Consider the following 25,933-nt stretch of genomic DNA (forward strand, 5'->3'; position numbering starts at 1 on the left):
ACGTGCTTCTCCGTTTCCGGCCGTCGCCAGACGGCCAACTGCGGTGCGTGGCTGTGCAGTTAGGAAAGGTTCCTAACCAATGGAAGGCATTGAAGCACCGGGTCGGCTGTGAGCCAAGAGGCTGGAGCGGTCGGGTTGTCACACCCGCGCGGCACACTGGAGGCATGTGCCGAAGCATCAAGACCCTGCGCCCCCCGATGACCCCCGAGGTCCACGACGAGGACATCCGGGCCGCGGCGCTGCAGTATGTCCGCAAGATCTCCGGTTTCCGCGCCCCCGCGGCGCACAATCGCGAGGCGTTCGACGAGGCGGTGGACGCGGTCGCGGCCGCCACCGCGTCGCTGCTGGCCGACCTCACGGTCCGCGGTGCGCGTGCGGCGGGCTGACCTCCGCGATGCGCGCATGGCGGGCTGACGCCCGCGGCGCCCCCGCGGCGGGCTGACGTCCCGCGCCGGTGATCAGCTCTCGACGGCCATCCGGACGCCGAGCAGCACGAGCACGCCCCCGGAGACCTGCTCCAGCCGCCTGCGTACGGCCGCCCGCGAGATGACGTGCTGGAGGCGGCCGACGAACCACACGTAGAGCCCGTAGTAGCCGACCTCGAAGACCGCCCACAGCGCCGCCAAGCCGACCATCGCCGGCAGCTGCGGCGCCCCCGAGGGCACGAACTGCGGCAGGAAGGACATGGCGAAGACCGCCGCCTTGGGGTTCGCCAGGTTCATCAGCAGGCCCGAGCGGTAGGACGGCCAGCCCTTCCCGGCCGCCTCCTGCCCGCTCACCTGGGGCTCCCCCCGCCGGGCGTCGAGCAGCGTCCTGACACCGAAGCCGATCAGCGTCACCGCGCCGGCCACCCGCATGACGTCGTAGGCCAGCTGCGAGGCCGCCAGCAGCGCGGTGAGCCCGAGTGCGGCGACCGTGCCCCAGACGAAGACGCCGGTCTCGTTCCCCAGCACGGTCAGGAAGCCGGCCCGCCTGCTGCGCAGCGACTGCCGCACTATCAGCATCGTGCTCGGACCCGGCGACGCGGCGATGAGCGTGCAGGCGCCGAGGAAGGGGAGGAGGGTGCTCAGCATGGGCAGTACGCTACGTCCCCGCCCGGCCGCTCCGCCGCCGGTTCCGCGGCGGACCCGGTCCGCAGGAAGTGCTTGCCATCGAGCGCACTCCAAGGTGTTGGCTGACCGCCATGAGATACACGCAGCTGGGCCGCACCGGCCTCAAGGTCGGCCGACTCGTGCTCGGGACGATGAACTTCGGTTCGCAGACCGACGAGTCCACCGCACACGCGATCATGGACACCGCCCTGGACGCGGGCGTGAACTTCTTCGACACCGCCAACATCTACGGTGACGACGGCCACAAGGGGCTCACCGAGGAGGTGATCGGCGGCTGGTTCGCCAAGGGCGGCGGCCGGCGGGACAAGGTCGTGCTCGCCACCAAGCTGTACGGCAACATGACCAACGACGGCACGCCCTGGAGCGAGCAGTCCTGGCCCAACCACGACCACCTGTCGGCGCTGAACATCCGGCGCGAGGTCGAGGCCAGCCTCCGGCGGCTGGGCACCGACCACATCGACGTCTACCAGTTCCACCACATCGACCGGGCCACCCCCTGGGACGAGATCTGGCAGGCCATCGACGTCCTGGTCGCCCAGGGCAAGATCCTCTACGCCGGGTCGAGCAACTTCGCCGGCTGGCACATCGCGCAGGCCAACGAGGCCGCCCGGCGCCGCGGTTCGCTCGGGCTGGTCAGCGAGCAGTGCTTCTACAACCTCGCGCAGCGCACCGCGGAGATGGACGTCATCCCGGCGGCGCAGGCGTACGGCCTCGGCGTCATCCCGTGGTCGCCGCTCAACCAGGGGCTGCTGGGCGGCGCGCTGCGCAAGGAGCGCGAAGGCGGCGGTTCGCGCACGTCGATGGGCCGCTCGGCGGCCGGGCTCGCCGACCCCGCGGTGCGCGCACGCGTCGAGGCGTACGAGGACCTGTGCGCCAAGCACGCCATGGAGCCCGGTGAGGTCGCCCTGGCCTGGCTGCTCACCCGCCCCGGGGTCACCGGCCCGATCGTCGGCCCCCGCACCCCGGAGCACCTGGCCTCGGCGCTGCGCGCGCTGGATCTCGACCTGTCGGAAGAGGTGCTGAGCGCCCTCGACGGCATCTTCACGCCGGTCGGGCCGTCCCCCGAGGCCTTCGCCTGGTAGCGGTCCGCCCCTCGGCGGCGGGAGGGCGCCGTGCCCGCACCCGGCACCCCGGGTACGGGCCGGCGCCCTTCCGCGCCGGTGACCGGCCCTAGATCCTGGGTCGGCCGTACGGGTGCTGGGTGCGGTCGACCACCGACACCAGGGCCACCCGCTGGCCCGGGGTGAGGTCGCCCGCCAGGGCGGACTCGCGGATGTGCGAGCGCTGCAGCAGCTCGTGGGATTCGAGGATCGTCACGCCGGGGAGCGAGCGGACCATGCCGGAGACGCGGGTGGCCGCCGCGTCGGCGTCGCCGGAGACAGCCCTTCGAAGGACGCGGTAGAGGCCCACCGGGCCTTCGGCCGCCACCTCGCTGAGCACCAGTGCGCGCCGGTGCTCCGCGTCGTTGATGCCGTTGATGTCGTCGATGTCATCGATGCCGTCGTCCCGGATGTCCCTCAGGCCACCCACCGGCGGGCGCCGCGTCCCGAACCTGGCCATCGCCGCACCTCCGTCCGCTTTGTTGGACTTCTCTGCATATTCGAGGTTACGCCGGGCCAGGACGGCCGCAAACCGCCGGGCGCGGGGCGACAGGGCCCCGGCCCCGCGGGGCCGGGCGGGGCGCGACGTAGCATCGGGCCCATGGAACAGCGTGTACTGGGCAGCACCGGCCGTGCGGTGTCCGTCGTCGGCCTCGGCACTTGGCAGCTCGGCTCCGACTGGGGCGATGTGAAGGAAGCCGACGCGATCGCGGTGCTTGACGCCGCCGTCGAGTCGGGGGTCACCTTCTTCGACACCGCGGACGTCTACGGCGACGGCCGCAGCGAGCAGCTGATCGGCCGCTACCTCAAGGACCGGCCCGACGCCGGGATCTTCGTCGCCACCAAGATGGGCCGCCGCGCCGAGCAGCGGCCGGAGAACTACAACCTCGACAACTTCCGCGCCTGGAACGACCGTTCACGCGCCAACCTGGGCGTCGACACCCTCGACCTGGTGCAGCTGCACTGCCCGCCCACCGCCGTCTACGACTCCGACGCCCTCTACGACGCCCTCGACACCATGGTCGGGGAGCAGCGCATCGCCGCCTACGCGGTCAGCGTCGAGACCTGCGACGAGGCGCTCGCCGCCATCGCACGGCCCGGCGTGGCGAGCGTGCAGATCATCCTCAACCCCTTCCGGCTCAAGCCGCTGGAGAAGGTGCTGCCCGCCGCCGCCGAGGCAGGGGTGGGCATCATCGCCCGGGTGCCGCTGGCGTCCGGCCTGCTCAGCGGCAAGTACACCCGCGAGACCGTCTTCGCCGCCGACGACCACCGCGCCTACAACCGGCACGGCGAGGCCTTCGACCAGGGCGAGACCTTCTCCGGCGTCGAGTACGGCACCGGCCTCGAAGCCGCCGTGGAGTTCGCCGCCCTGGCCCCCGAGGGCGCCACCGCCGCGCAGACCGCGCTGCGCTGGATCATCCAGCAGCCCGGCGTCACCTCGGTGATCCCCGGGGCGCGCTCCGTCGAGCAGGCCAGGGCCAACGCGGCCGCCGCGGCACTCCCCGAGCTGTCGCCCGCGGTGCTCGACGGCGTACGCGAGCTGTACGACCGGCGGATCCGGGCACAGGTGCACCACCGCTGGTGACGGCCCGATAGCGTCGGGGGGTGACGACTTTCACCGACAACCACCCCGAATTCCCCGGTGCGGCGGGCCCCCACGCCACCACCGAGGCCGACCCGAACGGTGTGGGCCGGGTGCGTACCGCCTATGCCCCGGCCCACGACGGCGACCCGGATCCGGGCGAGATCGTCTGGACCTGGGTGCCCTTCGAGGAGAACGACGGCCGCGGCAAGGACCGCCCGGTGCTCGTCGTGGCCCGGGAGGCGGCCGGCACCCTGCTGGCCGTCCAGCTCTCCAGCAAGCGCCACGATCACGATCGCGAGTGGGTCGCGATCGGCGCCGGCCCCTGGGACCGCGAAGGCCGCGACTCCTGGGTCGATGTCGACCGGGTCCTGCGGCTGCACGAGCAGGGCATGCGCCGCGAGGCCTGCGCCCTGGACAGGGGCCGCTTCAACCTGGTGGTCAACCGGCTCAAGGAGCTGTACGGCTGGAGCTGAGCCCTTTCTGCCGCCGCCCGCCGTCTCGCGGACCTGCGGGCCCGGCCGGGTCAGTCGAGGCCCGAGGTCCTGAACAGGGCTCGGGCCTCGGCGGCGTCCGCCGCGGACACCAGGTCGTGTACGGCCGAGGGGTCCGCGAGCAGGCCCGCGGCATGGGAGTGGCGGGCGCCGGCGTCCAGTTCGTGGCGCAGGAAGGGGCTCTCGGCCACGGCCCGCGCGTCCACCTCGACGTACGACCCGGTGGTGTCCCGCAGGACCAGCCGCCGTGCGGTGCGGCCGTCGATCCTGGCGCCGACCAGCAGGTCGGTACGCACCCTGCGGGTCCGCAGCAGCGCGCGTACCGTGAGCCGGCCGCCGCCCGCGGTGATGCGCGGCGGGACCAGCACCGCGGACAGCACGGCGGCGAAGCCGGTCCACAGCAGGGCGCGCGGCACGGTCAGGGTGCCGGCGGCGGCGTCCAGCGCCAAGGCGGCGGCCAGCAGGCCGGCCGGCAGGGCGGCGGCGAGGCGCAGCCGGGCGGGCCGGTCGCGGTCGCAGCCGCGTACCGGCCCGGCACCGCGCCCTGGGGAGGGGCGGCGGACCGATGGGGAGGGGTATCCGCGCTGCACGCCTCCGACGCTAGGGACGGCGGGCAGCCGCAGGCCCCCCGTTGACACCGCCCTGACGCGGCCGCCCGCGGTCCTGACGGCTCCCTGACGCGGACCCGCCCGACGGCGTGGCAGCCGTCAGCCGACGTGCACCCTCGGGCGGCGCCTGCGGTCCGGCTCCGCCTCGCGCAGCACCTCCCGGGTGACCGGGGCGACCTCGCCGTGGCCGAAGAGGAAGAAGCGCAGGAAGTTCGCGTACGGGCTGCCCTCGGTCCACTCGAAGTAGATGTGCGGCTTGCACTCGGTGAGGTCCCGCACGTGCAGCAGCAGGGCGGCCAGCGCGTTGGGCACCGACGAGCTCTCCAGCGACAGCACCCGGTAGCGCCCGTGCAGCACCTGGCCGCGCACGGTCAGCGCCGACTCGAACTCCGAGGCGTCCGGCACGGTGACCTCCACCAAGACCAGGTCGTCCTCCGGCGGGATGTCGTTGTCCAGCCTGATCTGGTGGAGCTTGTCGCGGTATTCGGCGGCGTCCCGCAGCCCCGGCTCGTTGGCGACGAAGCGCACCCTGCGGGTGGCGATGTCCCTGACGAACCGCTCGGCCATCGGGTCCAGCCGGACGCTGGTGACCCGCAGTTCGAAGGCGCGGGCAAGCCGGGACAGGAAGGACACCAGCACGATGCCCGCGATGAAGCAGGCGCCGATCTTCACACCGTCGGGCCGCTCCAGCACGTTGACCACGGTCGTGTAGAGGAAGACCACCGCGATCACGCCGAAGCCGACCGTCCAGCGCCGCTGCCGGGCCTTGCGGGCCGCGATGGTCACCGCGATGGCCGCCGAGCTCATCAGCACCAGTACGCCGGTGGCGTACGCGCCGCCCTGCTTGTCGACGCTGGCGTCGAAGATCCAGGTCACCAGGAAGGCGACCAGGGTGAAGACCAGCACCATCGGCCGCACCGCGCCCGCCCAGTGCGGCGCCATGCCGTAGCGCGGCAGGTAGCGCGGCATCAGGTTGAGCAGGCCGGCCATCGCGGAGGCGCCCGCGAACCACAGGATGGCGATGGTGGAGAAGTCGTAGACCGTGCCGAAGCCGGAGCCCAGGTACTGGTGCGCGAGATACGCCAGCGCGCGGCCGTTGGCGGGACCGCCGGCCTTGAAGTCCTGCTCGGGGATCAGCACCGTGGTGATGAAGCTGGTGGCGATGAGGAAGACGCTCATGATCAGCGCCGCGGTCGTCAGCAGCTTCTTGGTGTCGCGGATACGGCCCGCGGGCCGCTCCTCGGTGTCACCGGGGTCGCCCTTGACGTGCGGCATCACCGCGACACCGGTCTCGAAGCCGGACATGCCGAGCGCGAGCTTGGGGAAGATCAGCAGCGAGACGCCGATCATCAGGAAGACGTTGCCGCGCTCCACCGTCAGGCCGTGCGTCCAGTCGGTCACCACATGCGCGGCGGTCAGCACGTGCCACAGGCCGTCCACGACCACGACCACGTTCAGCACCAGGTAGAGCCCGACCAGCACCACGGCCACCCCGACGGCTTCCAGGAAGCCCTTGAGGAAGACCGCGCCGAGCAGCGCGATCAGGGCCAGCGTGATCACCATCTGGTGGCTGCCCAGGGTGGCGGTGAAGTGCGGATTCTCCACCAGGTGGGTGGAGGCGTCGGCCGCCGACAGGGTGATGGTGATCAGGAAGTCGGTGGCGGCGAAGCCCAGCAGGGCCAGCACGAAGAGCTTGCCCTTCCAGAAGGACAGCAGCCGCTCCAGCATCGCGACGGAGCCCGCGCCGTGCGGGCTCTCCTCCGCCACCCTGCGGTAGACCGGCAGCGCGCCCGCGAGCGTCACGATCACCAGCACGACGGTCGCGATCGGCGACAGCAGCCCGGCCGCGAGCGCGGCGATTCCCGGCTGGTAGCCGAGGGTGGAGAAGTAGTCCACACCGGTCAGGCACATCACCCGATACCAGCGCTGGCCGTTGTGGACGGTGCCTTCCCGTCCCTCGCTGCCAGGCTGCTGGTGCTGGTGCCGTGCCATGTCGGACAGGCCTTCGAGCAGCCACGAGCGGAATCTGCCGCGCTCCGCCCCGACGGTGGTGGCCATGGCCTGCTCCTGAGATGAGGCGCCGTCGCAGGGCGACAAGGCGTGGTGAGTCAGGCCGCCGGGTGAGGACGGGCCTGGTCAGCGTACGCAAGCTGGTCGCCTTCGACCGTGCGCGCCCACCGCACCGCCGCAGCCCTGCTCGGGCCGCGGGCTGCCGGTTGCGGGAGCCTCGGAAAGAGTGCGGCGCCCGGGCGGTCCGCGGGGCGCCGCACGGCATTTCCATACGGCTTCTTAACGCCGGGCGGCGCTTCTTTACGCCGCCCGGTCTTCCCTTCCCGCCGGGGTCATGCCTCGGTGGCGGTCTCGGGGTCGGCCTTGGCCTTGGCCTTGCGGGCGGTCCTGGCCTTGGGCTTGGCGTCGGCTTTCGGCTCTGCGTCTGCTTCGGGCTTGGCGTCGGCTACGGGCTCGGCGTCTGCTTCGGGCTTGGCGTCGGCCTTGGTGTCCGCTTCAGGCTTGGCGTCTGCCACGGGCTCGGCGTCGGCCACTGTCGCCTCGGCGGTCGCCGCCGCCTCCTCGTCCGTCGCGGCCACGGGCCCGTCGACGGCTGCGTCGGCGGTCGCCTCCGCGCCCTCCGCGGCGGTCGCCGCGCCTTCCTCGGCGGGTTCGGCGTCCTCGTCCTTCGGGGCGTCCGGGTCCTCGAAGTGCGTGTCGAGGACGGCGTCGAGTTCGGCCGTCCAGGTCTTCAGCAGACCCCGGGACTTCGCTTCGACGTGCGCCTCGAACCAGCGGCGCGGGCCGGTGTAGACCGTCACCACGAAACGCTTGCTGAAGCGCGGCGTGTCGATCTCGACCGCGCCGATCTCGTCCCAGGTGAAGTCCGCCTCCTCGCCGTCCAGCCGGAAGACGATGCCCACCCGGTCGGCGAGGATCGTCGCGCGGCGGTCGGAGACCTCGAAGAGCGGTTCGCCCCGGTCCTCGTCCTCCTCCTCGACCTCTTCTGCGTCCTCCGCGGGCGCCTCGGCCGCGTCGGGTCCGGGAGCGGTGTCCTCGGCCGCGACGCCCTGCGCTGCGGCCTCCTCGGGCGGGGCGGCCTCGGCCGGGTCCGAGGCTTTCACCTCGTCCGCGGCAGGACGCGGGGGCAGGAGACCGGGCACGAATGCCGGATCGGTCCCTGCGGGGTGTATCGCCGGTGTGATCGAACCTGTGCGCTGCTCCACGGCGGGCAGTATTGCCGATAAACCTGTGCTGTCAACAGCCGCCCCCGCCGCCGGCCTTCGCACGGCAGGACTTCACACGACCCTGCGCCGCACCAGCGCGCCCAGTGTGAGGGCCGCGGGAAGCAGCGGCAGCCACGCCGTGATGATCCGGTAGCCGAGCACCGCCGAGGTCGCCGCGCCCGCCGGGGCGCCGGCGGCGACCAGCGCCAGGCCGAGCGCCGCGTCGACGGAGCCGACGCCGCCCGGCGTGGGGATGCCCGCGGCCAGGCAGGTCGCGGCCAGATACGCGATGGCCACGTGTGCGGGCGGCACCGGCAGCGCGAGGGCGTGCGCGACCGCCACAAGCCCGGCCGCCTGGAGCGCGGGGAAGGCGAGCGAGCCGCCCCACAGCGCCAGGGCCCGCGCGGGCCGCAGGTGCAGGGAGCGGGCGTCGGCCAGCGCGGTCGCCAGGAAGCCGCCGGCGAGGCGGCGCAGCGGGCCGACCGCGAGGACGGTCCCCGCGGCGGCCGCCACCGCGAGGGCGAGCGCCACGGCGGCCACCTCGAGCGTGCCGCGATCAGGGACCAGGCCGTGCACCCGCAGCGCGTGCGGGAAGGCCAGCAGCATCGCCGCGAGCAGCGTCACCCGGCCGACGGACTCGGCGAGCGAGTACAGCGCGAGCGCGGCCGAGGTGCGGGCCAGCGGCAGGCCGCAGCCGCGCAGGAACCGCAGGTTGACCGCGCCCGCGCCGATGCCGGCAGGGGTGAGCTGGTTGGCGGCGGTCGCCGCGAACTGGGTGGCCAGCAGGCGCCCGGCCGGCAGCGGCTCCAGTACGGTGCCCTGCCGGGCGACGGCCACGGCGACCCATCCCAGCGCGGTCGCCGCGAGGGCGGCGAGCAGCCAGGCGCGGTCGGCGGCCAGCAGGTCCCGCCCGCCGGCGGCGAGCAGGTCCCGGTGCCACGCGGCCCAGACCGCCACCCCTGCGAGCGGCACGACGGCGGCGGCGGTGCGCCACGTTTTCCCCACCGGGCCACTGTCCCCGGCCCGGGGGACGCCAGGGCGTCCCGCACCCGACCCCCGGATGACATCCCGCCTTCCCCCGGCCCCCTGCCACCGCCCGCGGGGAGGGCGGGGAAATACGGGGGGTGCCCGGGGGCGTTGGCCAATGGTCGTGTCCATCTCTCCGAGGAGCAGCGAAATGTCCGATTCCACCCTGCACGCCACCGCGGCAGCCGCACAGGCCTCCGGGAGCTTCACGCTCGGCGGGGACCTGCCCGTGACCCGGCTCGGATACGGGACGATGCAGCTGACCGGGCCGGGCGTCTGGGGGGACCCCAAGGACCCGGACGAGGCCGTACGGGTGCTGAAGCGCACCGCGGAGCTCGGCATCAACTTCATCGACACCGCGGACGCCTACGGCCCCTTCACCGCCGACCTGCTGCTGCGCAAGGCGCTGCACCCCTACGCCGACGACCTGGTCATCGCGACCAAGGCCGGCTTCAGCCGCACCGGCCCCGGGGAGTGGGTGCCGATCGGGCGCCCCGAGTACCTGCGGCAGCAGGTCGAGCTGAGCCTGCGGCACCTCGGTGTCGAGCGCATCGACCTGCTCCAGCTGCACCGCATCGACCCGAAGCTGCCGGTCGCCGAGCAGGTCGGCACGTTGGCCGCCCTGCAGAGCGAGGGCAAGATCCGGCACATCGGGCTGAGCGAGGTGACCGTCGCCGAGATCGAGGAGGCCGGCGCCACCGCGACCATCGCCTCGGTGCAGAACCGGTTCAACCTCGCCGACCGCGCCTCGGAGGACGTCCTGGAGTACGCGGAGGCGCAGGGCATCGCGTTCATCCCGTGGTTCCCGCTGGCCACCGGCGCGCTGGCCGGCAAGGACAGCCCGCTGACCCGGATCGCGGAGGAGCGCAAGGCGGCCCCCTCGCAGCTGGCCCTCGCCTGGCTGCTGCGCCGCTCGCCCGTGGTGCTGCCGATCCCCGGCACCTCGTCGGTGGCGCACCTGGAGGAGAACACCGCGGCCGCCGGCATCGTCCTCACCGACGAGGAGTTCCAGGCGCTGGAGCACGCCGCCGGCTGAGCCGGAACGGCACCGGGCGGCCCGCTGCTCCCGCCCACCCGATGTCCCCGTCGAGCACCTGGACGGGGACATCGGCGTCCCGCCTCCCGGGCACCGTCACCGTTGGCGGGGCGGCCGGCCGGGGGCGGCTCCCGGGGTGATGAGGCCGGACTCGTAGGCGGCCACCACCGCCTGGGCGCGGTCGCGCAGGCCGAGCTTGGACAGGATCCGCGTCACGTGCGTCTTGACCGTCGCCTCGCTCACCCCGAGCCCCGCGGCCAGCTCCGCGTTGCTCAGGCCGCCCGCCAGCATGCGCAGGACCTCCAGCTCGCGGGGGGTGAGCGTGGCGAGGTCGCGGTGAACGGTCGAGGGGCGGCGGCCGCCGTCGGCGGCGAAGCGTTCGACGAGGCGCCGGGTGATCGCCGGGGCCAGCAGCGCGTCGCCCGCCCTGACCAGGCGGACCGCCGCGACCAGGTACTCGGGCGTGACGTCCTTGAGCAGGAAGCCGCTCGCCCCCGCCGCGAGCGCCGCGTAGACGTACTGGTCGAGGTCGAAGGTCGTCAGGATGACGACCCGGGGCTCGTCGGGGTCGCGGCCGGTGAGGATCCGCCGGGTCGCCTCCAGGCCGTCGAGGCCCGGCATCCTGATGTCCATCAGGACGAGGTCGGGCCGGGTGCGGCGGACCGCGTCGACGGCCTGCCCGCCGTCCGCCGCCTCGGCCACCACCTCGATGCCCGCGGCGGTGAGGATCATGCGGAAACCGGTCCTCACGAGCCCCTGGTCGTCGGCGATGACGACCCGCAGGGGCGGTTGCATGTTCATGCGTCTCCCACCGGGATGACGGCCCGGACCCGGTAGCCGCCGGTGATGCGGCGTCCCGCGTCGAGGGTGCCGCCGTAGACGGCGAGGCGCTCGCGCAGGCCCATGAGACCCCGGCCGTTGCCGGACGCGGCGGCCGGGGAGGGGGTGCCGCCGGTGTCGGCGACCTCGATGCGGACCTCGCCCGGCAGGTAGTCGACATTGATGGTGACGCTGGCCCCCGAGGCGTGCTTGACGGTGTTGGTGAGGGCTTCCTGCGCGACCCGGTAGGCGGCCAGGTCGACGCCCGCGGGCAGCGGGACGGGTGCGCCGGTGACGGCCAGGTGGACCGGCACCCCGGTGCCGCGGACCCGCTCGGCCAGCACGCCGACCTGGCCGAGGCCCGGCTGCGGTGCGAGGTCGACCGCCTCGGGGTCGGCCGGGTCAGAGGCCATCGCGAGCAGGCCCATCACGTGGCGCAGCTCGGCCATGGCGGCCCGGCCCGCGGACTCCACTGCGAGCAGCGCCTCCCTGGCCAGGTCGGGTTCCGTGGCCAGCACGGTCCTCGCGGCTCCGGCCTGCACGGTCATCATGCTGACGTTGTGGGTGACGACGTCGTGCAACTCGCGTGCGATCCTGGCCCGCTCCAGGTCCACCGCGAGCCGGGTCGCCGCCTCCCGGTCGGTCTCCATGGCGCGCATCCGCTGCCGCCAGGTGTGCACGGTGTTCGCGGCCAGCCCGATCGGCACCAGCAGGAAGAACGGCACGAAGCCGGGCGAGATGCTGGGGATGTTCATGTCGTGGAAGACCGCGACCAGCGCGCCGCCGACGGCCAGCGCGACCACCATCAGCCGCCGGTAGGGGGTGTAGAGGGCGGCGCTGTAGGCGCCGATGAGGAAGGCGACGAAGGTGAAGACCGTCGGGCTGTCCGCCCGGGGCACATCCCAGGTCTGCTGTTCCGCCCAGTGGAAGACCAGGGTGCCGGTCAGCACCGCGGTGTAGGCCGCCACCGGGTAGCGGCGGCGCAGGGCGAGCGGCAGGGCGGTCAGCGCGGCCAGCACCAGCAGCCAGCCGGGCGCCGAGGTCAGCTCGGTGGGGTGCGGGATGCCGACGTACGGGTACTTCTCGCCGCCACCGCGCGGGATCCCGGGGATGGGCGGGATCGGCGGGATCGGCGGCCGGAAAGGCAGGCCGTCGGGACCGGCCGTGACGTCGTCCCCGAGGGGCGCGTCGGAGGCGTCGTTCGCGGTGGCGTAGACGGTGGTGGCGGCCAGGAAGACCGCGAGCATCACATCGGCCGCCCACGCCCAGCGCGACAGCGGCTGCCGCCCGTCCGCGGTGGGCGGGGCCGGGCGCCACAGCGGTGCCAGGGCGGCCCTGATCCGGGCGGTGAGCGGCGGCGTGGTCACCGGCCCAGTCTGCCCATCGGGGGTGACCTGGTACATCCCCGGGACGGAGGGTCCGGGCCGGCCCGCGTACGACTTCCGCGTACACCCCGGGGATGACGCCGCCCGCCGTCCGCCCACCGCGGTAGCCGGGATCCACAGGGCGGCCGACGCGGCGCCGGGCCCGCCGAACCTAGCGTCGGCCTACCGCAGAACCGGCCCGCACGGGGAGGACCCACATGAGCACGCCCATCATCGACATCCGCGAGGTGCGGAAAAGCTACGACGAGGGCCCCGACGCACTCGCCGGCCTCTCCCTGACCGTCCGGGCGGGCGAGGCGCTGGCCGTGCTCGGCCCGTCCGGCAGCGGCAAGTCGACGCTGCTGAACCTGATCGCGGGCCTCGACCGGCCGACCGACGGCAGCGTCACGGTCGACGGGGTCCGGGTGGACCAGCTCGGCGAGAACGGCTCCGCGCGCTTCCGGCGGGAGCGGATCGGGATGGTCTTCCAGTTCTTCAACCTGCTGGACGACCTGACGGTGACCGACAACGTGCTGCTGCCCTCGCAGCTGGTCGGCGCCGGGCGCGCGCAGGCCGCGGCAAGGGCCGCGGAGCTGCTCGACTACCTCGGCATCGCCCGGCACGCCCGCGCCTACCCCGGACGGCTGTCCGGCGGTGAGCGGCAGCGGGTCGCCGTCGCTCGGGCGCTGATGAACCGGCCGGCGCTGCTGCTCGCCGACGAGCCGACCGGCGCGCTGGACACCGCGTCGGGGGCGGAGGTGCGCGCGCTGCTCACCGAGCTGAACAACGACGGCCAGACGATCCTGCTGGTCACCCACGACCTGGCGCTGGCCGACGCGTGCGCGAGCCGCACGATCGAGCTGGTCGACGGGCACATCGTGCGGGACGTCACCGGCAGTGGCAGCGGCAGTGGCACGGGTTCCGCGGCGGTGGCCCGATGAGCGCGCTCGGCAAGGTCGTACGCGCCGGCGTCGGGCGGCGCCGGGTGCAGACCGTGGTGATGGTGCTGACCACGATGATGGCCGTCACCGCCTCGATCATGGCGGGCGGCCTGGTGGTCGCCTCACGGGCACCCTTCGACCACGCCTTCGGGAAGCAGCACGGCGCCCACCTGACGGGGCGGTTCGACGGGGCCAGGGCGACCTCGGCCCAGGTCGCCGCCACCGCGCACACCGCGGGCGTGACCGCGGCCGCGGGGCCCTTCGCGGTGGTCTCCGCCACCCCGCACCACGACGGGCCTGGCGGGTTCGGGCCGGGCGGGGCGGCCGCGCTGACCATCGCCGGCCGTGCCGCGGCGGGCGGCCCGGTCGACGCCGTCACCCTCGAGAGCGGCCACTGGGTCACGGGACCCGGCCAGATCGTGCTGGCCACGGTGGACAACGGACCACTCGGCGGCCGGGTCGGCGACACCCTCGACTTCCCCGGGGTGCCGGGCGATCCCTCGCTGAAGGTCGTCGGCATCGCCCGCTCCGTCAGCAGGACCGCGGACGCCTGGGTCGCCCCCGCCCAGATCGCCGCGCTGACCAGGCCGGGCGCCAAGCCCGCCTACGAGATGCTCTACCGCTTCGCGCACGCCGACACGGGCGCGGAGATGGGCCGCGGCAAGGACGCGATCGCCGCCGCGGTGCCGAAGGGCGCGCTCACCGCGACGCAGTCGTACCTGACCACCAAGCACACGGCCGACCGGCAGACGGCGGTCTTCGTGCCCTTCATCGTCGCCTTCGGGGTGCTCGGCCTGGTGATGTCGGTGCTGATCATCGGCATCGTGGTCAGCGGCGCGGTCAGCGCGGGCACCCGGCGGATCGGGGTGCTCAAGTCGCTCGGCCTGACCCCGGGACAGGTCGGCCGCGCCTACGTGGGCCAGGCGCTGATCCCCGCGACGGTCGGCACCGGGCTTGGGGTCGTGGTCGGCAACCTGGCGTCCGTACCGCTGCTGGCGCAGGCCTCCGACGCGTACGGGGCCGCGCCGCTGACCGTGGCCTGGTGGCTGGACGTCGCCGTGCCCGCCGGGGTGCTCACCCTGGTGGTGGCCAGCGCGCTCGCGCCCGCGCTGCGGGCGGCCCGGCTGCGTACGGTCGAGGCGCTGGCGATCGGCCGCACCCCGCGGGTCGGCAGGGGCAGGCTCGCCGCCAGGATCGCGAGCCGACTGCCGCTGTCCAGGGCGCTGACCCTGGGCCTGGCCGGGCCCTTCGCCCGGCCCGCCCGCTCGGCGACGATCTGGGCCGCGGTCGCCTTCGGCGCGATCGGGGTGACCTTCGCCTTCGGCCTCGGCTCCTCGCTGTCCGCGGTCCAGAAGGGCATCAACCTGGACTCGCCGGGAGAGGTCTCGGTCGCCGCCTACCCGCCGCCGACCGCCCCGCAGTCCGGGCCCCCCGGCCCGCCCGCCCCGGCGGACAGCGCGGCCATCGCCCGTACGATCGCGGCGCAGAAGGGCACCGCCGGGTATTTCGGCACCAGCGAACAGCAGGCGAGCTTCGCCGGGGTGTCCGGCGCGGTGTCGGTGACCGCCTACCAGGGCGACTCGGCCTGGGGCAGCCTCCAGATGGTCTCGGGCCACTGGTTCACCGGGGCCGGCCAGCTCGTCGTCGGCCGGCGCTTCCTCGAGACCACCGGCAAGCACGTCGGCGACACCGTGACCCTCGAAGGGGACGGCCGCGGTGCCCCGGTGCGGATCGTCGGCGAGGCGCTGGCGGGCGACGGCGGGATGCGGGTGTACACGGACGCCGCGACCTTCACCGCGGTGGGCGTCACCGCGAGGCCGGACGGCTTCCAGGTCCACCTGGCCGCGGGCACCGACCGTGCCGCCTACCTCAGCGCCCTGAACACCGCCCTGCGGCCGATCGGCGTCGAGGCGATCGCGCAGAGCGGCGAGCAGAGCTCCACGATCATCGCGATGGACGCGATGATCGCGATGCTCACGGTGATGCTGGTCGCGGTGGCCGGGCTCGGCGTGCTCAACACGGTGGTCCTGGACACCAGGGAAAGGGTCCACGACCTGGGTGTCATGAAGGCGCTGGGGATGGCACCGCGCCAGACCGTGGCGATGGTCGTCACCTCGGTCGCCGGGATCGGGGTGGTGGCCGGGGCGGTCGGCGTCCCCGTCGGCATCGCCCTGCACGGCTACGTCCTGCCGGCGATGGGCAACGCCGCGGGCACCCGCATCCCGCCGGCCGACCTGTCGGTCTTCACCCCGGCGCCGGTGGTCCTGCTCGCCCTGTCGGGCCTGGCCATCGCGGTCGCGGGCGCCCTGCTCCCGGCGACCTGGGCGGCGCGGATGTCGACCGCGTCGAGCCTGCGCACGGAGTAGCCGTGCACCGTCCGTCCACCGCCCGGCCGGGCGGTGGACGGCTCTGCCACAGACGGGACACCGTTGTCGCCCCCGCATATCGCGGTGTCGCCCGCGTACGGCACACTCTGCTCAGACAGCACACCGATCCAGGGGGGAAACACATGATCATATTCGGCACCCGGGGCTATCTCTACACACTGGCGATGATCACGCTGGTCTGCGGGCGCTGCGGAAATCCGGCGGCGCACTCCCTGAAGAAGCGCGTCACGAAGTTCACGCTCTTCTTCGTGCCGCTTTTCCCGATCAGCACGAAGTACGTCACGCAGTGCACCTTCTGCGGTGCCGCGCAGCAGCTGTCGAAGGAGCAGGCGGAGCAGCTCCAGGTGAACAGCGGGCCGCAGGCTCAGCCGCAGCAGGCGTACGGCCAGCCGGCCGCGCAGCCGTCGGACCACCAGCACCCGACCGCCTGAAACCACCGGGAACACCTCACGGGCACCGCGACGCGGAGCGCCCGGCACCTCGCGGGCGCCCGTGTCACGGGCGCCCGCGCGCGCTCGACGGTTCCCATGCGATCCCGCTCCTGCCACGATGCGCGGAGGCGTTGCGCCGGACGGGCCCGGCATCCTCGACGGGCCGTCGTCCTACGGGCGGGAGGTGGTGTGCGTGAGCGGAAGACCGCTGCTGGCCGTGCGCGGCGTCTCCAAGCGGTTCGGTGCGGTGCAGGCGCTGTGCGACGTCGACCTGGAGATCGGGGAGGGCGAGGCGGTCGGCCTCGTCGGCAGCAACGGGGCGGGAAAGTCCACGCTGGTCAAGGTCATCGCGGGGGTGACACCGCCGGACGAGGGAGTCGTCGAATGGCGCGGGCGCCCCGTCGACCTCAGAAGGCCGCAGGACGCCCTGAGACTCGGCATCGCCACCCTTCACCAGGACCTGTCGCTGTGCGACAACCTCGACACGGTCCAGAACCTCTTCCTCGGCCGCGAGCTGCGCACCTTCGGCATGCTCAGCGAGATCACCATGGAAAAGCGCGCCCGCGACCTGCTCGGCACGCTGTCGATATCCATCGCAAACCTGCGCGTCCCGGTCGCGTCGCTGTCCGGCGCCCAGCGGCAGGGCGTCGCCATCGCCCGCGCACTGCTCGGCGAACCCCGGCTGATCATCCTCGACGAGCCGACCGCCGCACTCGGCCCCAGCCAGGCCGCCCGGGTGCTGGAGCTGGTGCAGCAGCTGCGCGACCAGCGGCTTGGGGTGCTGCTGGTCAGCCACGAGATGGACGAGGTGCGGGCGGTCGCGGACCGCACCGCGGTGCTGCGGGTGGGCCGCAACACCGGCGTCTTCGACACCCGGTACACCACCAAGGAGCAGATCGACGCGGCCGTCACCGGCAACACGGCGATGGCGGTCGACCTCCAGCGCAGCCTGCTGCCGCACGGCCTGCCCGAGCAGGACGCGCTGGACGTCGCCTTCCGCTACCTGCCCGCCCAGGCGAGCGTCGGCGGCGACTGGTTCGACGTCATCCCGCTGGCCGGCGCCCGGGTCGCCCTGGTGGTCGGCGACATCGTCGGGCACGGCATGCACGCGGCCGCCACCATGGGGCGGCTGCGCACCGCGGTCTTCAACTTCTCCATGCTCGACCTGCCGCCCGACGAGCTGCTGGCGCACCTGGACGACCTGGTCGGCCGGATCGACAAGGACGAGTCACTGCCGGGCGGCGGACCGCTGGGCGGCGCCGCGCCGGTCGTGGGCGCGACCTGCCTCTACGCGGTCTACGACCCCGTCACCCGCTGCTGCCGGCTGGCCAGGGCCGGCCACCTGCCGCCCGCGCTCGTCGGCCCCGACGGCGCGGTGGAACTCCTGGACGTGCCGGCCGGGCCGCCGCTGGGCCTGGGCGGGCTGCCCTTCGAGTCGGTCGAGCACCGGCTGGCCGAGGGCAGCCGGCTGGTCCTCTACACCGACGGGCTGGTCGAGGACCGCAGCCGGGACATCGACGTGGGCCTCGACCTGCTGAGGGCGGCGCTGACCGGGCCGCCGGGCCGCGGGCCGGAGGAGACCTGCGACGCGGTGATCTCCGCGATGCTGCCCGCCGCGCCCCAGGACGACATCGCGCTGCTGGTGGCGGAGACCCGGGCGCTGCCCGCCGACCGCATCGCACGCTGGGCGGTGCCCACCGACCCCTCGGCGGTGGCCGCCGTGCGCGACCGCGCGGGCGAGCAGCTGGCCGCCTGGGGACTCGGCGACCTGGCCTTCACCACGGAGCTGGTCCTCAGCGAGCTGGTCACCAACGCGATCCGCTACGGCAGCGGGCCGATCGAGGTTCGCCTGCTGCTCGACCGCAGCCTGATCTGCGAGGTGGCCGACGCCGGCGGCACCTCACCGCACCTGCGGTACGCGGCCACCACCGACGAGGGCGGCCGCGGCCTGTTCCTGGTGGCGCAGCTGGGCGAGCGCTGGGGCACCCGCCACACCGCGGACGGGAAGATCATCTGGGTGGAGCAGCGCATCCCGCGGCCGGGCCCGACGGCGCCCTGACCGGCGGCCCCGCGGGCCTCAGCCGACCGGCAGGGGGCGGCGTGGGCGGGGCCGCGGAAGGCGACCGGCCCGGCGGAGAGGGATCTCCGCCGGGCCGGTGCGGTGTGCGGTGCCGGTACTACCTGCGGCCGGACGTCAGGTACGACAGGGTCGGCGTGCCGAGGCCCGTCGCGTCGTCGAAGCCGCGGACCGCGTTGAGCGAGGTGTCCTGGCCGAACGCCACGAGGCGGACGGTCAGGGCGCCGTTGATCTCGCCGAAGTCGACGATGCTGCTCAGCGGGGTCTTCGCGTGGTGGGCGGCGTTCTGGTCGACCACGTCACGCAGCTGGTCGGGGTGCGCGTAAAGCAGCGGGTTGGCGAAGCCGACCGCGTGGTGCCTGGCCTGCATGGCATCGGCCTGGACCGCGGCGAACTCCGGCGACGACACGCTGGTGCCGCCGTAGCCGGCCTCGCTGTAGTCGGCGCCGTCGGAGATGCCGACCAGCACCGAGGTGTAGAGGTCGCCGACCATCGAGACGTCGGGCGTGACGCGCATCGCGTTGCGGCTGTGCGCACCCGTCATCAGGGTGTGCGACAGCGAGTCGGGCACGGAGCGCCGCTGGTACGCGGGCTGCGGGAAGTCCTCGCTGGTGCCGCCACCGCCGCCGAAGTAGAAGGGCGCCGGGACCGAGGGCACCCAAGTGGTGCCGTCCGCCGACAGGTTGGAGCGCAGGGTGCCCATGTCCGTCTCGAAGCCGTAGCTGCCGGACTTGGAGTCGATGCCGAGCGCGGTGCCGCCGACCGAGGTCACCCACGGGTCGGAGTCGGGCCAGTTGGCCTGGGCGCGGGTGGTGTCCGCCTGGCAGTTGGCGCCGGTCGCGGCGGCCAGCGGGCTGCTGTCACCGCAGTCGCCCGCCGAGAAGCCGATGCCGATGCCCTCGGCCGCGGCCTGCTTGAACACCTGCTCGTACGCGGCGATCTCGGACGCCGAGACGTCGAGGTTGTCCGAGGTGTGCATGATCTCGCCCCACGAGTTGGAGACGACATCGGCCAGGTGCTTGTCCACGATCGTGGTGATGGCGCTCAGCAGGTCGTCGTCGTTGCAGGAGTTCGCCCCCACGTAGACGACCTTGGCGTCGGGCGCCAGACCGTGTGCCATCTCGACGTCGAGCGCCTCCTCGGGCGCCCAGCCCTCAGGGCCGCCGCACAGCTCCTGGTCCTGCCACTGCGCCGGGTCGACGTACTCGGTGTACTGGCCGCTCTTGAAGGCCTTGTCACCGTGGTTGACCGCGTACTGGTTCGCGTCCGCGAGCATCGTGGAGCTGCCGTACGCGTCCACGATCGCGATCGTCGCGCCCTTGCCGGTCAGCCCCGAGGCGGTGATGCCGTAGGCCTTGCGCAGCTGCGAGGGGTAGAACGAGCACTGGTCGAACGGGGTCGCGCCCTTGGAGTAGCCCGCGGGTCCCGCCGTGGTGGTCTTCTGGCCCCAGTAGTCGGAGCAGGTCGCCGTGGTGGGCAGCGTGCCCTTGTGCTGGGACTGGACGCCCTTCTGGCCCTTGGCGACCACGTCGGACCCGTTGTCCACCCGGATCGAGTCCGGCTTGGCCACGTTGGTGCCGGACGAGCTGAGGCCGTTGACGCCGAGGATCGCGGAGGACACCGACGCCGGGACGGTGACGTCGCGCGCCGGCGCGTGCCGCAGCCGGCCGCCCACCCGGTACTGGTGGATGCCGGTGCCGAAGGCCTTGGCGATGGCCGCGTCCGTGCCCTTGACGGTGACCGCGTGCGAGCTGCTGTCCAGCACCTTCAGGCCGGCGTCCGCCGCCCACTTGGTGACCGCGTGGATCTGCGCGGAGGTGGCGCCGAACCGCGCCTGGTACTGCGCCGGGCTGAGGAACTGCCCGTAGCTCGCGCTCGCCGGGTCGGAGACCGCGGTGGCGTAGGCGGTCAGGCCGGCGGGGTCCTGGCCTGCCAGGTAGACGGTGCCGGTGATCTCGGTCCCGGCCGGGATGGATCCGGCGTCGCCCGCGGGGGTCGCCCACGAGGGGTGGGTGCCGGTGATGGTCTTCGCGGTGGGCGCGGCGGCGGCGCCGGCGGCCTGCGACGGGACGGCGATCAGCAGTGAGCCGCCCGCCAGCGCGAGCGAGGCCGCCGCGACCACGGCGGCCCGCACTGCACGGGGCTTGTGTATGTCGGTGATGACTACTCCAACGTGTTGCTCGGTAGCGGGACTTGACCAGTCGGTAACCGCCTGGGGCGGTCGCCGGGCTGTAGTGTGCACGCCACACGAAGGAGTAGGGAACCGTGGAAGGCGGTCCTTAGCTGGACCTTTAACCACCGGGCAGTGAAATCTGCTGCCATATACCGTTACTTGTAGACCACGCCCGGCTGCGGGGTGCCGGGGGCCAGCAGCTGCTTGACGGTGACGAAGGTGTAACCGCGCGCCTGGAGCGTGGAGATGATCCCGGGCACCGCCGCGACCGTGCCGTTGTAGCCCTTGCCCGTGGGGTCGACCAGGTCGTGCAGCAGGATGATGCCGTCCCTCTTGGTGTGGTCGAGTATCCGGCGGGCTATCAGCCGGGAGTCGGTGGTGCGGTAGTCGGCGCCGTCCGCGCTCCACACGACCTCCGACATGCCGAGGTCCTTGACTATCGCGGTGACCGTGCTGCTGGTGCGGCCCTGCGGCGGGCGCAGCAGCGTCGGCCGTACGCCGATCACCTTCTCCACGGCGTCCCGGCCCTCGGTGATCTCCTTGCGCACCTCGGCCTTGCTGATCTTGGTGAGGATCTGGTGCGACCAGGTCAGCGTCTCGACCTCGTCACCCTGCGCGGCCATCGCCTTGACCATCTCGGGGTGCTTCATCACGTGGTTCTTGCCGAGCGTGAAGAAGGTCGCGTGTATGTGGTATTTGTTCAGGATGTCCAGTATCTGCGGGGTGCGGACACTCGGTCCCGCGTCGAAGGTCAGGGCCACGCACTTGAGCTTGCGGCAGTCGACGGTGCCGCCGCCGGGAGTGGGGGCGAAGGCGGCGGTGCCGCTCGCGGTGGAGCGGTCGCGGGCCTTGGCGGGGGATGTCGCGTCGTAGCCGTTGCAGCCGGTCAGGCCGAAGGCGACGGCCCCCGTGGTCAGCAGCGCGGCCAGCGTGCGTACGCGGCGCGCGGTGGTGGTGCTCCGCATGCGGGAGTTCCCCTCCTCGTGGTGGATCGCCCGCTCGGGCGGACCGCGAGAAACTATACATATCGCGTATAGTCACGGTCCGGCAGGGGCCTCCCGCATGCGGACGGAGCGTCAGACCGCGTTCAGCTCGGCGACCGCGTCGGCCGGCAGCACCAGGTCGGCGGCGGCGAGGTTCTCCCGCAGATGCGCCACCGAGGAGGTGCCGGGGATCAGCACGGTCGCCGGGGAACGCTGCAGCAGCCAGGCCAGCGCCGTCTGCTGCGGGGACGCGCCGATCCGGGCGGCGACCGCCTCCAGCGCCGCCGACTGGAGCGGGGTGAAGCCGCCCAGCGGGAAGAACGCGGCATAGGCGATGTTCTCCGCCGCGCACCGGTCGAGCAGCGCGTCGTCCGCCCGGTTGGCGATGTTGTACAGGTTCTGCACGGTCACCACGGGGGCTATCGCCTGCGCCTCGGTCAGCTGCGCCGATGTGACGTTGCTCAGCCCCAGATGCCGGATCAGCCCCTGCTCGCGCAGCTCGGCGAGCACGCCGAACTCCTCGGCGAGCGCCCCGTCCTGCGGGCCTTCGAGGCCGCCGATGCGCAGGTTGACCACGTCGAGCGCGTCCAGGTCGAGCCGCTGGAGGTTGTCCTTGACCTGCTGCCTGAGCGCCTCGGGCTCCAGCGAGGGGATCCACGAGGCGTCGGCGCCGCGGCGCGCGCCGACCTTGGTCACTATGTGCAGGTCCTCGGGGTACGGGTACAGCGCTTCCCTGATCAGCTCGTTGACGACGGCAGGGCCGTAGAAGTCGCTGGTGTCGATGTGCGTCACACCGAGGTCCACGGCGGTACGCAGCACCGCGACCGCCTCGGCGCGGTCCTTGGGCGGCCCGAAGACGTGCGGGCCCGCCAGCTGCATGGCGCCGTATCCCATACGGCTGAGGGTCAGGCCGGGGGCGGGTGTGAAAGTCCCGCCGGAGAGGGTGCCGGTCATTCGTTCGCCTTTCTCGTGTCCGCTGGGTCTCCAGGGGACACCGTCCACCCTGCCCCGCCGCGCGGAGGCGGGGCAGTACCCCGTCGATCCTGGGACCGGCGGTACCTGGCTGCGGACCGGACTTGCCGCTGCACGCCGCGGGATGCGAACGTGGGCCGCGATCGGGTACCCCGCGCGCGGCTCGGGGAGTGAGACATGGGAGGTCGCATGCCGGCGGACCGGGGCCGACGGCCTCGCCGAGGGCGGGCGTTGGTGATCGGCGGCGGCCTCACCGGCATGCTGGCGGCCGCCGCGCTGTCGGAGACGATGGCGGAGGTGACGGTCGTCGAGCGGCACGAGCTGCCGCAGGGGCCGCTGCCGCGGCAGGGCGTCCCGCAGGCACGGCACGCCCACCTGCTGTGGTCGGGCGGCGCACGCGCGGTCGAGGACCTGGTGCCGGGGACCACAGAGCGGCTGCTCGCGGCAGGCGCCCGGCACATCGCCGTACCCTCCGACCTGGTCGTGCTGACCTCCGGCGGCTGGATCACCCGCTTCCCCGAGCAGCAGCACTTCCTGTCCTGCACCCGGGACCTGCTCGACTGGGTGATACGCGAGCGGGTCGTCCGCAAGGCAGGCGTCCGCACCCTGCCGGGGCGCTCCGCGCTGGGCCTGCGCGGCACCACGACGCAGGTCACCGGGGTGCTGGTGCACGACGGCAGGCGCGAGCAGACGATCGAGGCCGACCTGGTGGTCGACGCGAGCGGGCGCTCCTCGTCGATGCCGCGCTGGCTCGACCGGCTCGGGCTCAGCACCGTGGGCACCGACGTCGTGGACTCGGGACTCGGCTACGCCAGCCGGCTCTTCCAGGCGCCGCCCGGCACCGCCGACTTCCCCGCCGTCAACGTGCAGGCCGACCCGCGGCAGCCCGTACCCGGGCTCAACGGCACGATCCTGCCCGTCGAGGACGACCGCTGGCTGGTCACGCTGTCGGGCACCCGCGGCGGCCAGCCCACCGGGGACCCCGAGGACTTCGAGACCTTCGCGCGGAGCCTGCGGCACCCGGTGATCGGCGACCTGATCTCCCGGGCCACCCCGCTGACCGGCGTGACGGTCTCGCACAGCACCGCCAACCGGCGACGCCGCTACGAGCGGATGCGGGTGTGGCCGGACGGACTCGTCGTGCTCGGCGACGCCGCGGCCACCTACAACCCGCTGTACGGGCACGGCATGTCGGTCGCCGCCCAGCACGCGCTGGTCCTGCGCGAGCAGCTGGCGAAGCACCCGGGGCCGGGGCTGGCCAGGCGGGTGCAGCGGGCTGCCGCCCGCGCCACGGAGGCGGCCTGGTCACTGGCCGGCACCCAGGATCTGCGCTACCCCGGAGCCGAGGGCCCCCGCCCCGGCCCGGCCGGCACCCTGCTCACCGGTTACACCGACCTCCTCATGCGCGCCGCCACCCACCGCCGCGGTGCCGCCCGCGCCCTGCTCGACGTGCTGAGCCTGTCGGCGGGCCGGCCCGCGCTGCTGCGCCCCGACATCGTGGCCGCCGTCCTCAACCCGATGCACCCCGACCTGCCCGAGGACCCGCCCTTCACCGAGGAGGAGCGGGCGCTGATGATCTCGCTTTTCACCCGCCCCTGACCGGGGCGGACGGCGTCGCGGTCGGCCGCTTGCCCGGCTCGCCCTTGTCGGCCTTGTAGAAGGGGGCGCGCTCGACGCAGCGGTCGGAGCCCGTCGGGCCCGGCATCGGGGTGCCGTCGGCCGTCACGGTGACCGACGCCGGATCCGCGTCGAGGCCGACCGTGTTCGTCAGGACCGTGCAGACGACCTGCTCGACGGCGGTCCTGCTCAGCCGCTCGGCCGGGACCCGCAGGTCGACGGTCACCTCGCCGTCGTCGGTGCGGATGCCGGGCACGTCCGCCATCGGCGGCAGCTGCGTGGTCAGGCCCATCACCTTCTGCTCCACCGCGGCCACGCCCCCGAGCAGCATGCGTACGGCCAGGTCCGCGTCGACGGTCTGCTCGATCCTGCGCTGCACTGTCGCCAGCTCGCCGTCCTCGGAGCGGACGAAGTAGAGGGTCACGTCCTGGTGCACCCCCACCGCCGGCTCGCCGGCCTCCACCACGCCCGTGGTGGGGATGCCGCAGCCCGCGAGCAGCAGCCCAGCCGCCGCCAGCAGGGCGGCGCGGGCCTTCACGCGTCCCGCCGCAGCGGGAGGGCGACGGTGAAGACGGCGCCGCCTTCCGGTCGGTTGCCCGCGGTGATGGTGCCGCCGTGCAGGTGGACGTTCTCCGCGGTGATGGACAGGCCAAGGCCGCTGCCCTCGGTCCTGGTGCGGGAGGTGTCCGACTTGTAGAAGCGGTCGAAGACCTGCGGAAGGACGTCGTCGGGGATGCCGGGGCCGCTGTCCATGACCTCGATGACGGCCAGCGGGGGCGCCCCCGGCGGCTCCTGGACCGACATCGCGATCTGCACCGGCAGGCCGCCGTGCCGCAGGGCGTTGCCCACCAGGTTGGCCACGATCACGTCCAGCCGCCGCGGGTCGACCCGGCCGCGGGCGGTGTCGGGCGCCGGCAGCCGGGTGGCGACGGTCTCCTGCCAGCCGCGGAAGGCCAGCGACCGGCGGACCGACTCGGCGAGGTCGACCTCGTCCAGGTGCAGGTCGGCGGCGCCCGCGTCGAAGCGGGACATCTCCATCAGGTCGTCCACGAGGCGGGCGAGCTTCACGGTCTCCTGGCTGATCAGCCGGACCGCGGTGGCGGTGTCGGGGTCGAGCCGGGCCGCGTCCTCGTCCAGCACGTCGGTGACGGCGGCCATCGCGGCCAGCGGGGTGCGCAGCTCGTGCGAGACGTCGGCGGCGAAGCGCCGGGCCCTGGCCTCCATCCGGCGCAGCTCCGCGACCGACTCCTCCAGCGCGGCCGCGGTGTCGTTGAAGGTGTACGACAGGTCGGCCAGCTCGTCGGAGCCGTGCACGGCGAGCCGGGTCTCCAGATGTCCTTCGGCTATCCGCCGGGTGGCCCCGCGCAGCGCCCGCACCGGCCGCAGCACACCGCGGGCCGCAAGCAGCGCCAGCAGCACCGCGACCACCAGCGCCGGCACGGTCGCCCGCTCGACCGCGGCGACCAGCGCGTCGACGTACCCCTGCTCGCTGTCCTGCGACACGGTGAGGAAGACCGCGAGGCCCGAGGTGCGGGGAGATCCGTCGAAGGGGTCGGTGCCGAAGCGGACCGGTATGCCGACGACCAGGGCGGGGCCGTGGTCGGTCGACACCCGCTGGAAGACGGTCGCCGCCCGGGTGCTCACGGACGCGCGCATCGCGGGGGTCAGCTCCGCGAAGGTGTCGCCCGGCCGCGAGGTCTCGCTCAGGTCGCCGTAGGTGGCCATGACCCGCCAGTTGGCGGTGCGCTCGGTGCGGGACACCTCGGTCGCGAAGGCCTGCAGCTCGCTGCGGCTCGGCGGGAAGGCGACGCCGGGCGCCACGCTGTCGACGCCGTCCCTGAACTGGGTGATCACGGTGTCCTGGCCCTGCTGGAGCAGATCGGTGCGGGCGGCGCGGAAGGTCAGCGCGCCGGTGGTCACGGTGGCGACGACGGCGACCACCGCGAAGGCCACCACCAGCCGCATCCGCAGCCCCCCGCGCGGCAGCTGTGCCCGT

At 73.5% G+C, this 25,933-nt stretch carries 22 protein-coding genes and 2 pseudogenes; 11 read left to right on the forward strand and 13 right to left on the reverse strand.

The window, feature by feature from the left end:
* Window positions 1-164: 164 nt before the first annotated feature.
* Window positions 165-386: a DUF2277 domain-containing protein gene (locus ACGFMP_RS03570; protein WP_393669996.1), complete on the forward strand. Its 222-nt coding sequence runs from the start codon at window positions 165-167 to the stop codon at window positions 384-386.
* Between the two features lie 72 nt (window positions 387-458).
* Here the strand turns inward: ACGFMP_RS03570 and ACGFMP_RS03575 are convergent, their stop codons facing one another.
* A complete protein-coding gene (locus ACGFMP_RS03575) occupies window positions 459-1,073 on the reverse strand; it encodes a LysE family translocator (protein ID WP_393669997.1) in 615 nt (204 codons plus the stop codon).
* A gap of 110 nt (window positions 1,074-1,183) precedes the next feature.
* On the opposite strand from ACGFMP_RS03575, the gene ACGFMP_RS03580 reads away from it, so the two are divergent.
* The gene (locus ACGFMP_RS03580) at window positions 1,184-2,194 is read left to right on the forward strand and encodes an aldo/keto reductase (protein WP_393669998.1); all 1,011 of its coding nucleotides are present in this window, start codon (window positions 1,184-1,186) and stop codon (window positions 2,192-2,194) included.
* Window positions 2,195-2,282: 88 nt separating this feature from the next.
* Here ACGFMP_RS03580 and ACGFMP_RS03585 read toward each other — a convergent pair whose 3' ends face one another.
* Window positions 2,283-2,672: a hypothetical protein gene (locus ACGFMP_RS03585; protein WP_393669999.1), complete on the reverse strand. Its 390-nt coding sequence runs from the start codon at window positions 2,670-2,672 to the stop codon at window positions 2,283-2,285.
* Between the two features lie 141 nt (window positions 2,673-2,813).
* Here ACGFMP_RS03585 and ACGFMP_RS03590 point away from each other — a divergent pair, with 141 nt between their 5' ends.
* Window positions 2,814-3,797, forward strand: coding sequence for an aldo/keto reductase (locus ACGFMP_RS03590; protein WP_393670000.1), 984 nt, complete (start codon window positions 2,814-2,816; stop codon window positions 3,795-3,797).
* A gap of 20 nt (window positions 3,798-3,817) precedes the next feature.
* The gene (locus tag ACGFMP_RS03595; protein WP_393670001.1) at window positions 3,818-4,270 is read left to right on the forward strand and encodes a type II toxin-antitoxin system PemK/MazF family toxin; all 453 of its coding nucleotides are present in this window, start codon (window positions 3,818-3,820) and stop codon (window positions 4,268-4,270) included.
* Window positions 4,271-4,320: 50 nt separating this feature from the next.
* On the opposite strand, the gene ACGFMP_RS03600 is transcribed toward ACGFMP_RS03595, so the two are convergent.
* From ACGFMP_RS03600 to ACGFMP_RS03615, 4 genes are all read right to left on the reverse strand, one after another.
* Window positions 4,321-4,878 carry a hypothetical protein gene (locus tag ACGFMP_RS03600; protein ID WP_393670002.1) on the reverse strand — a complete coding sequence of 186 codons (558 nt, stop codon included), beginning with the start codon at window positions 4,876-4,878 and terminating at the stop codon, window positions 4,321-4,323.
* A 117-nt stretch (window positions 4,879-4,995) separates the two neighbouring features.
* On the reverse strand, window positions 4,996-6,954 hold the full coding sequence (locus tag ACGFMP_RS03605; RefSeq protein WP_393670003.1) for an amino acid transporter: 1,959 nt from the start codon (window positions 6,952-6,954) through the stop codon (window positions 4,996-4,998).
* Window positions 6,955-7,238: 284 nt separating this feature from the next.
* Window positions 7,239-8,111 (reverse strand): hypothetical protein, encoded by an 873-nt coding sequence (locus tag ACGFMP_RS03610; RefSeq protein WP_393670004.1) that lies wholly within the window; start codon window positions 8,109-8,111, stop codon window positions 7,239-7,241.
* Between the two features lie 72 nt (window positions 8,112-8,183).
* Window positions 8,184-9,116, reverse strand: coding sequence for a YbhN family protein (locus ACGFMP_RS03615; RefSeq protein WP_393670005.1), 933 nt, complete (start codon window positions 9,114-9,116; stop codon window positions 8,184-8,186).
* 172 nt (window positions 9,117-9,288) lie between these two features.
* Between ACGFMP_RS03615 and ACGFMP_RS03620 the strand changes: the two genes are divergently transcribed.
* Window positions 9,289-10,173, forward strand: a complete 885-nt coding sequence (locus ACGFMP_RS03620; protein WP_393670006.1) for an aldo/keto reductase — start codon at window positions 9,289-9,291, stop codon at window positions 10,171-10,173.
* Between the two features lie 96 nt (window positions 10,174-10,269).
* On the opposite strand, the gene ACGFMP_RS03625 is transcribed toward ACGFMP_RS03620, so the two are convergent.
* Together ACGFMP_RS03625 and ACGFMP_RS03630 are read right to left on the reverse strand one after the other, a co-directional pair.
* A complete protein-coding gene (locus ACGFMP_RS03625) occupies window positions 10,270-10,968 on the reverse strand; it encodes a response regulator (protein ID WP_393670324.1) in 699 nt (232 codons plus the stop codon).
* A gap of 2 nt (window positions 10,969-10,970) precedes the next feature.
* Window positions 10,971-12,359 (reverse strand): sensor histidine kinase, encoded by a 1,389-nt coding sequence (locus ACGFMP_RS03630; protein WP_393670007.1) that lies wholly within the window; start codon window positions 12,357-12,359, stop codon window positions 10,971-10,973.
* 215 nt (window positions 12,360-12,574) lie between these two features.
* Between ACGFMP_RS03630 and ACGFMP_RS03635 the strand changes: the two genes are divergently transcribed.
* From ACGFMP_RS03635 to ACGFMP_RS03655, 5 genes and pseudogenes are all read left to right on the forward strand, one after another.
* Window positions 12,575-13,297: an ABC transporter ATP-binding protein gene (locus tag ACGFMP_RS03635; RefSeq protein WP_393670008.1), complete on the forward strand. Its 723-nt coding sequence runs from the start codon at window positions 12,575-12,577 to the stop codon at window positions 13,295-13,297.
* A complete protein-coding gene (locus tag ACGFMP_RS03640; protein WP_393670009.1) occupies window positions 13,294-15,663 on the forward strand; it encodes an FtsX-like permease family protein in 2,370 nt (789 codons plus the stop codon). The genes ACGFMP_RS03635 and ACGFMP_RS03640 overlap by 4 nt, the downstream gene beginning before the upstream one ends.
* A gap of 143 nt (window positions 15,664-15,806) precedes the next feature.
* The gene (locus ACGFMP_RS03645) at window positions 15,807-16,115 is read left to right on the forward strand and encodes a zinc-ribbon domain-containing protein (protein ID WP_393670010.1); all 309 of its coding nucleotides are present in this window, start codon (window positions 15,807-15,809) and stop codon (window positions 16,113-16,115) included.
* Between the two features lie 118 nt (window positions 16,116-16,233).
* Window positions 16,234-16,812, forward strand: a pseudogene (locus ACGFMP_RS03650) (ATP-binding cassette domain-containing protein); the annotation flags it as partial.
* Window positions 16,813-17,025: 213 nt separating this feature from the next.
* Window positions 17,026-18,174: pseudogene (locus ACGFMP_RS03655) on the forward strand (SpoIIE family protein phosphatase); the annotation flags it as partial.
* Window positions 18,175-18,292: 118 nt separating this feature from the next.
* Here the strand turns inward: ACGFMP_RS03655 and ACGFMP_RS03660 are convergent.
* The 3 genes from ACGFMP_RS03660 to ACGFMP_RS03670 all read right to left on the reverse strand — a co-directional run bounded on the left by ACGFMP_RS03660 (window position 18,293) and on the right by ACGFMP_RS03670 (window position 22,302).
* On the reverse strand, window positions 18,293-20,326 hold the full coding sequence (locus ACGFMP_RS03660) for a protease pro-enzyme activation domain-containing protein (RefSeq protein WP_393670011.1): 2,034 nt from the start codon (window positions 20,324-20,326) through the stop codon (window positions 18,293-18,295).
* A gap of 194 nt (window positions 20,327-20,520) precedes the next feature.
* Window positions 20,521-21,330: a polysaccharide deacetylase family protein gene (locus ACGFMP_RS03665; RefSeq protein WP_393670012.1), complete on the reverse strand. Its 810-nt coding sequence runs from the start codon at window positions 21,328-21,330 to the stop codon at window positions 20,521-20,523.
* 111 nt (window positions 21,331-21,441) lie between these two features.
* The gene (locus tag ACGFMP_RS03670; RefSeq protein ID WP_393670013.1) at window positions 21,442-22,302 is read right to left on the reverse strand and encodes an oxidoreductase; all 861 of its coding nucleotides are present in this window, start codon (window positions 22,300-22,302) and stop codon (window positions 21,442-21,444) included.
* Between the two features lie 252 nt (window positions 22,303-22,554).
* Here ACGFMP_RS03670 and ACGFMP_RS03675 point away from each other — a divergent pair, with 252 nt between their 5' ends.
* Window positions 22,555-23,919 carry an NAD(P)/FAD-dependent oxidoreductase gene (locus ACGFMP_RS03675; protein WP_393670014.1) on the forward strand — a complete coding sequence of 455 codons (1,365 nt, stop codon included), beginning with the start codon at window positions 22,555-22,557 and terminating at the stop codon, window positions 23,917-23,919.
* Here the strand turns inward: ACGFMP_RS03675 and ACGFMP_RS03680 are convergent.
* Window positions 23,906-24,475 (reverse strand): hypothetical protein, encoded by a 570-nt coding sequence (locus ACGFMP_RS03680; RefSeq protein ID WP_393670015.1) that lies wholly within the window; start codon window positions 24,473-24,475, stop codon window positions 23,906-23,908. The genes ACGFMP_RS03675 and ACGFMP_RS03680 overlap by 14 nt on opposite strands.
* Window positions 24,472-25,902 carry an ATP-binding protein gene (locus ACGFMP_RS03685; protein WP_393670325.1) on the reverse strand — a complete coding sequence of 477 codons (1,431 nt, stop codon included), beginning with the start codon at window positions 25,900-25,902 and terminating at the stop codon, window positions 24,472-24,474. Before ACGFMP_RS03685 ends, ACGFMP_RS03680 begins: the two co-directional genes overlap by 4 nt.
* Window positions 25,903-25,933: the final 31 nt, after the last annotated feature.

Origin of the sequence: Streptomyces sp. NPDC049040, from assembly GCF_043197715.1 — a bacterium.
Classification (GTDB): Bacteria; Actinomycetota; Actinomycetes; order Streptomycetales; family Streptomycetaceae; genus Actinacidiphila.

Excerpts from the sequence above, each read along its gene's own strand:
- ACGFMP_RS03570 (WP_393669996.1), top strand. The coding sequence starts at position 165 with ATGTGCCGAAGCATCAAGACCCTGCGCCCCCCGATGACCCCCGAGGTC.
- ACGFMP_RS03575 (WP_393669997.1), bottom strand. The coding sequence starts at position 1,073 with ATGCTGAGCACCCTCCTCCCCTTCCTCGGCGCCTGCACGCTCATCGCC.
- ACGFMP_RS03580 (WP_393669998.1), top strand. The coding sequence starts at position 1,184 with ATGAGATACACGCAGCTGGGCCGCACCGGCCTCAAGGTCGGCCGACTC.
- ACGFMP_RS03585 (WP_393669999.1), bottom strand. The coding sequence starts at position 2,672 with ATGGCCAGGTTCGGGACGCGGCGCCCGCCGGTGGGTGGCCTGAGGGAC.
- ACGFMP_RS03590 (WP_393670000.1), top strand. The coding sequence starts at position 2,814 with ATGGAACAGCGTGTACTGGGCAGCACCGGCCGTGCGGTGTCCGTCGTC.
- ACGFMP_RS03605 (WP_393670003.1), bottom strand. The coding sequence starts at position 6,954 with ATGGCCACCACCGTCGGGGCGGAGCGCGGCAGATTCCGCTCGTGGCTG.
- ACGFMP_RS03620 (WP_393670006.1), top strand. The coding sequence starts at position 9,289 with ATGTCCGATTCCACCCTGCACGCCACCGCGGCAGCCGCACAGGCCTCC.
- ACGFMP_RS03625 (WP_393670324.1), bottom strand. The coding sequence starts at position 10,968 with ATGCAACCGCCCCTGCGGGTCGTCATCGCCGACGACCAGGGGCTCGTG.
- ACGFMP_RS03635 (WP_393670008.1), top strand. The coding sequence starts at position 12,575 with ATGAGCACGCCCATCATCGACATCCGCGAGGTGCGGAAAAGCTACGAC.
- ACGFMP_RS03640 (WP_393670009.1), top strand. The coding sequence starts at position 13,294 with ATGAGCGCGCTCGGCAAGGTCGTACGCGCCGGCGTCGGGCGGCGCCGG.
- ACGFMP_RS03645 (WP_393670010.1), top strand. The coding sequence starts at position 15,807 with ATGATCATATTCGGCACCCGGGGCTATCTCTACACACTGGCGATGATC.
- ACGFMP_RS03665 (WP_393670012.1), bottom strand. The coding sequence starts at position 21,330 with ATGCGGAGCACCACCACCGCGCGCCGCGTACGCACGCTGGCCGCGCTG.
- ACGFMP_RS03670 (WP_393670013.1), bottom strand. The coding sequence starts at position 22,302 with ATGACCGGCACCCTCTCCGGCGGGACTTTCACACCCGCCCCCGGCCTG.
- ACGFMP_RS03685 (WP_393670325.1), bottom strand. The coding sequence starts at position 25,902 with ATGCGGCTGGTGGTGGCCTTCGCGGTGGTCGCCGTCGTCGCCACCGTG.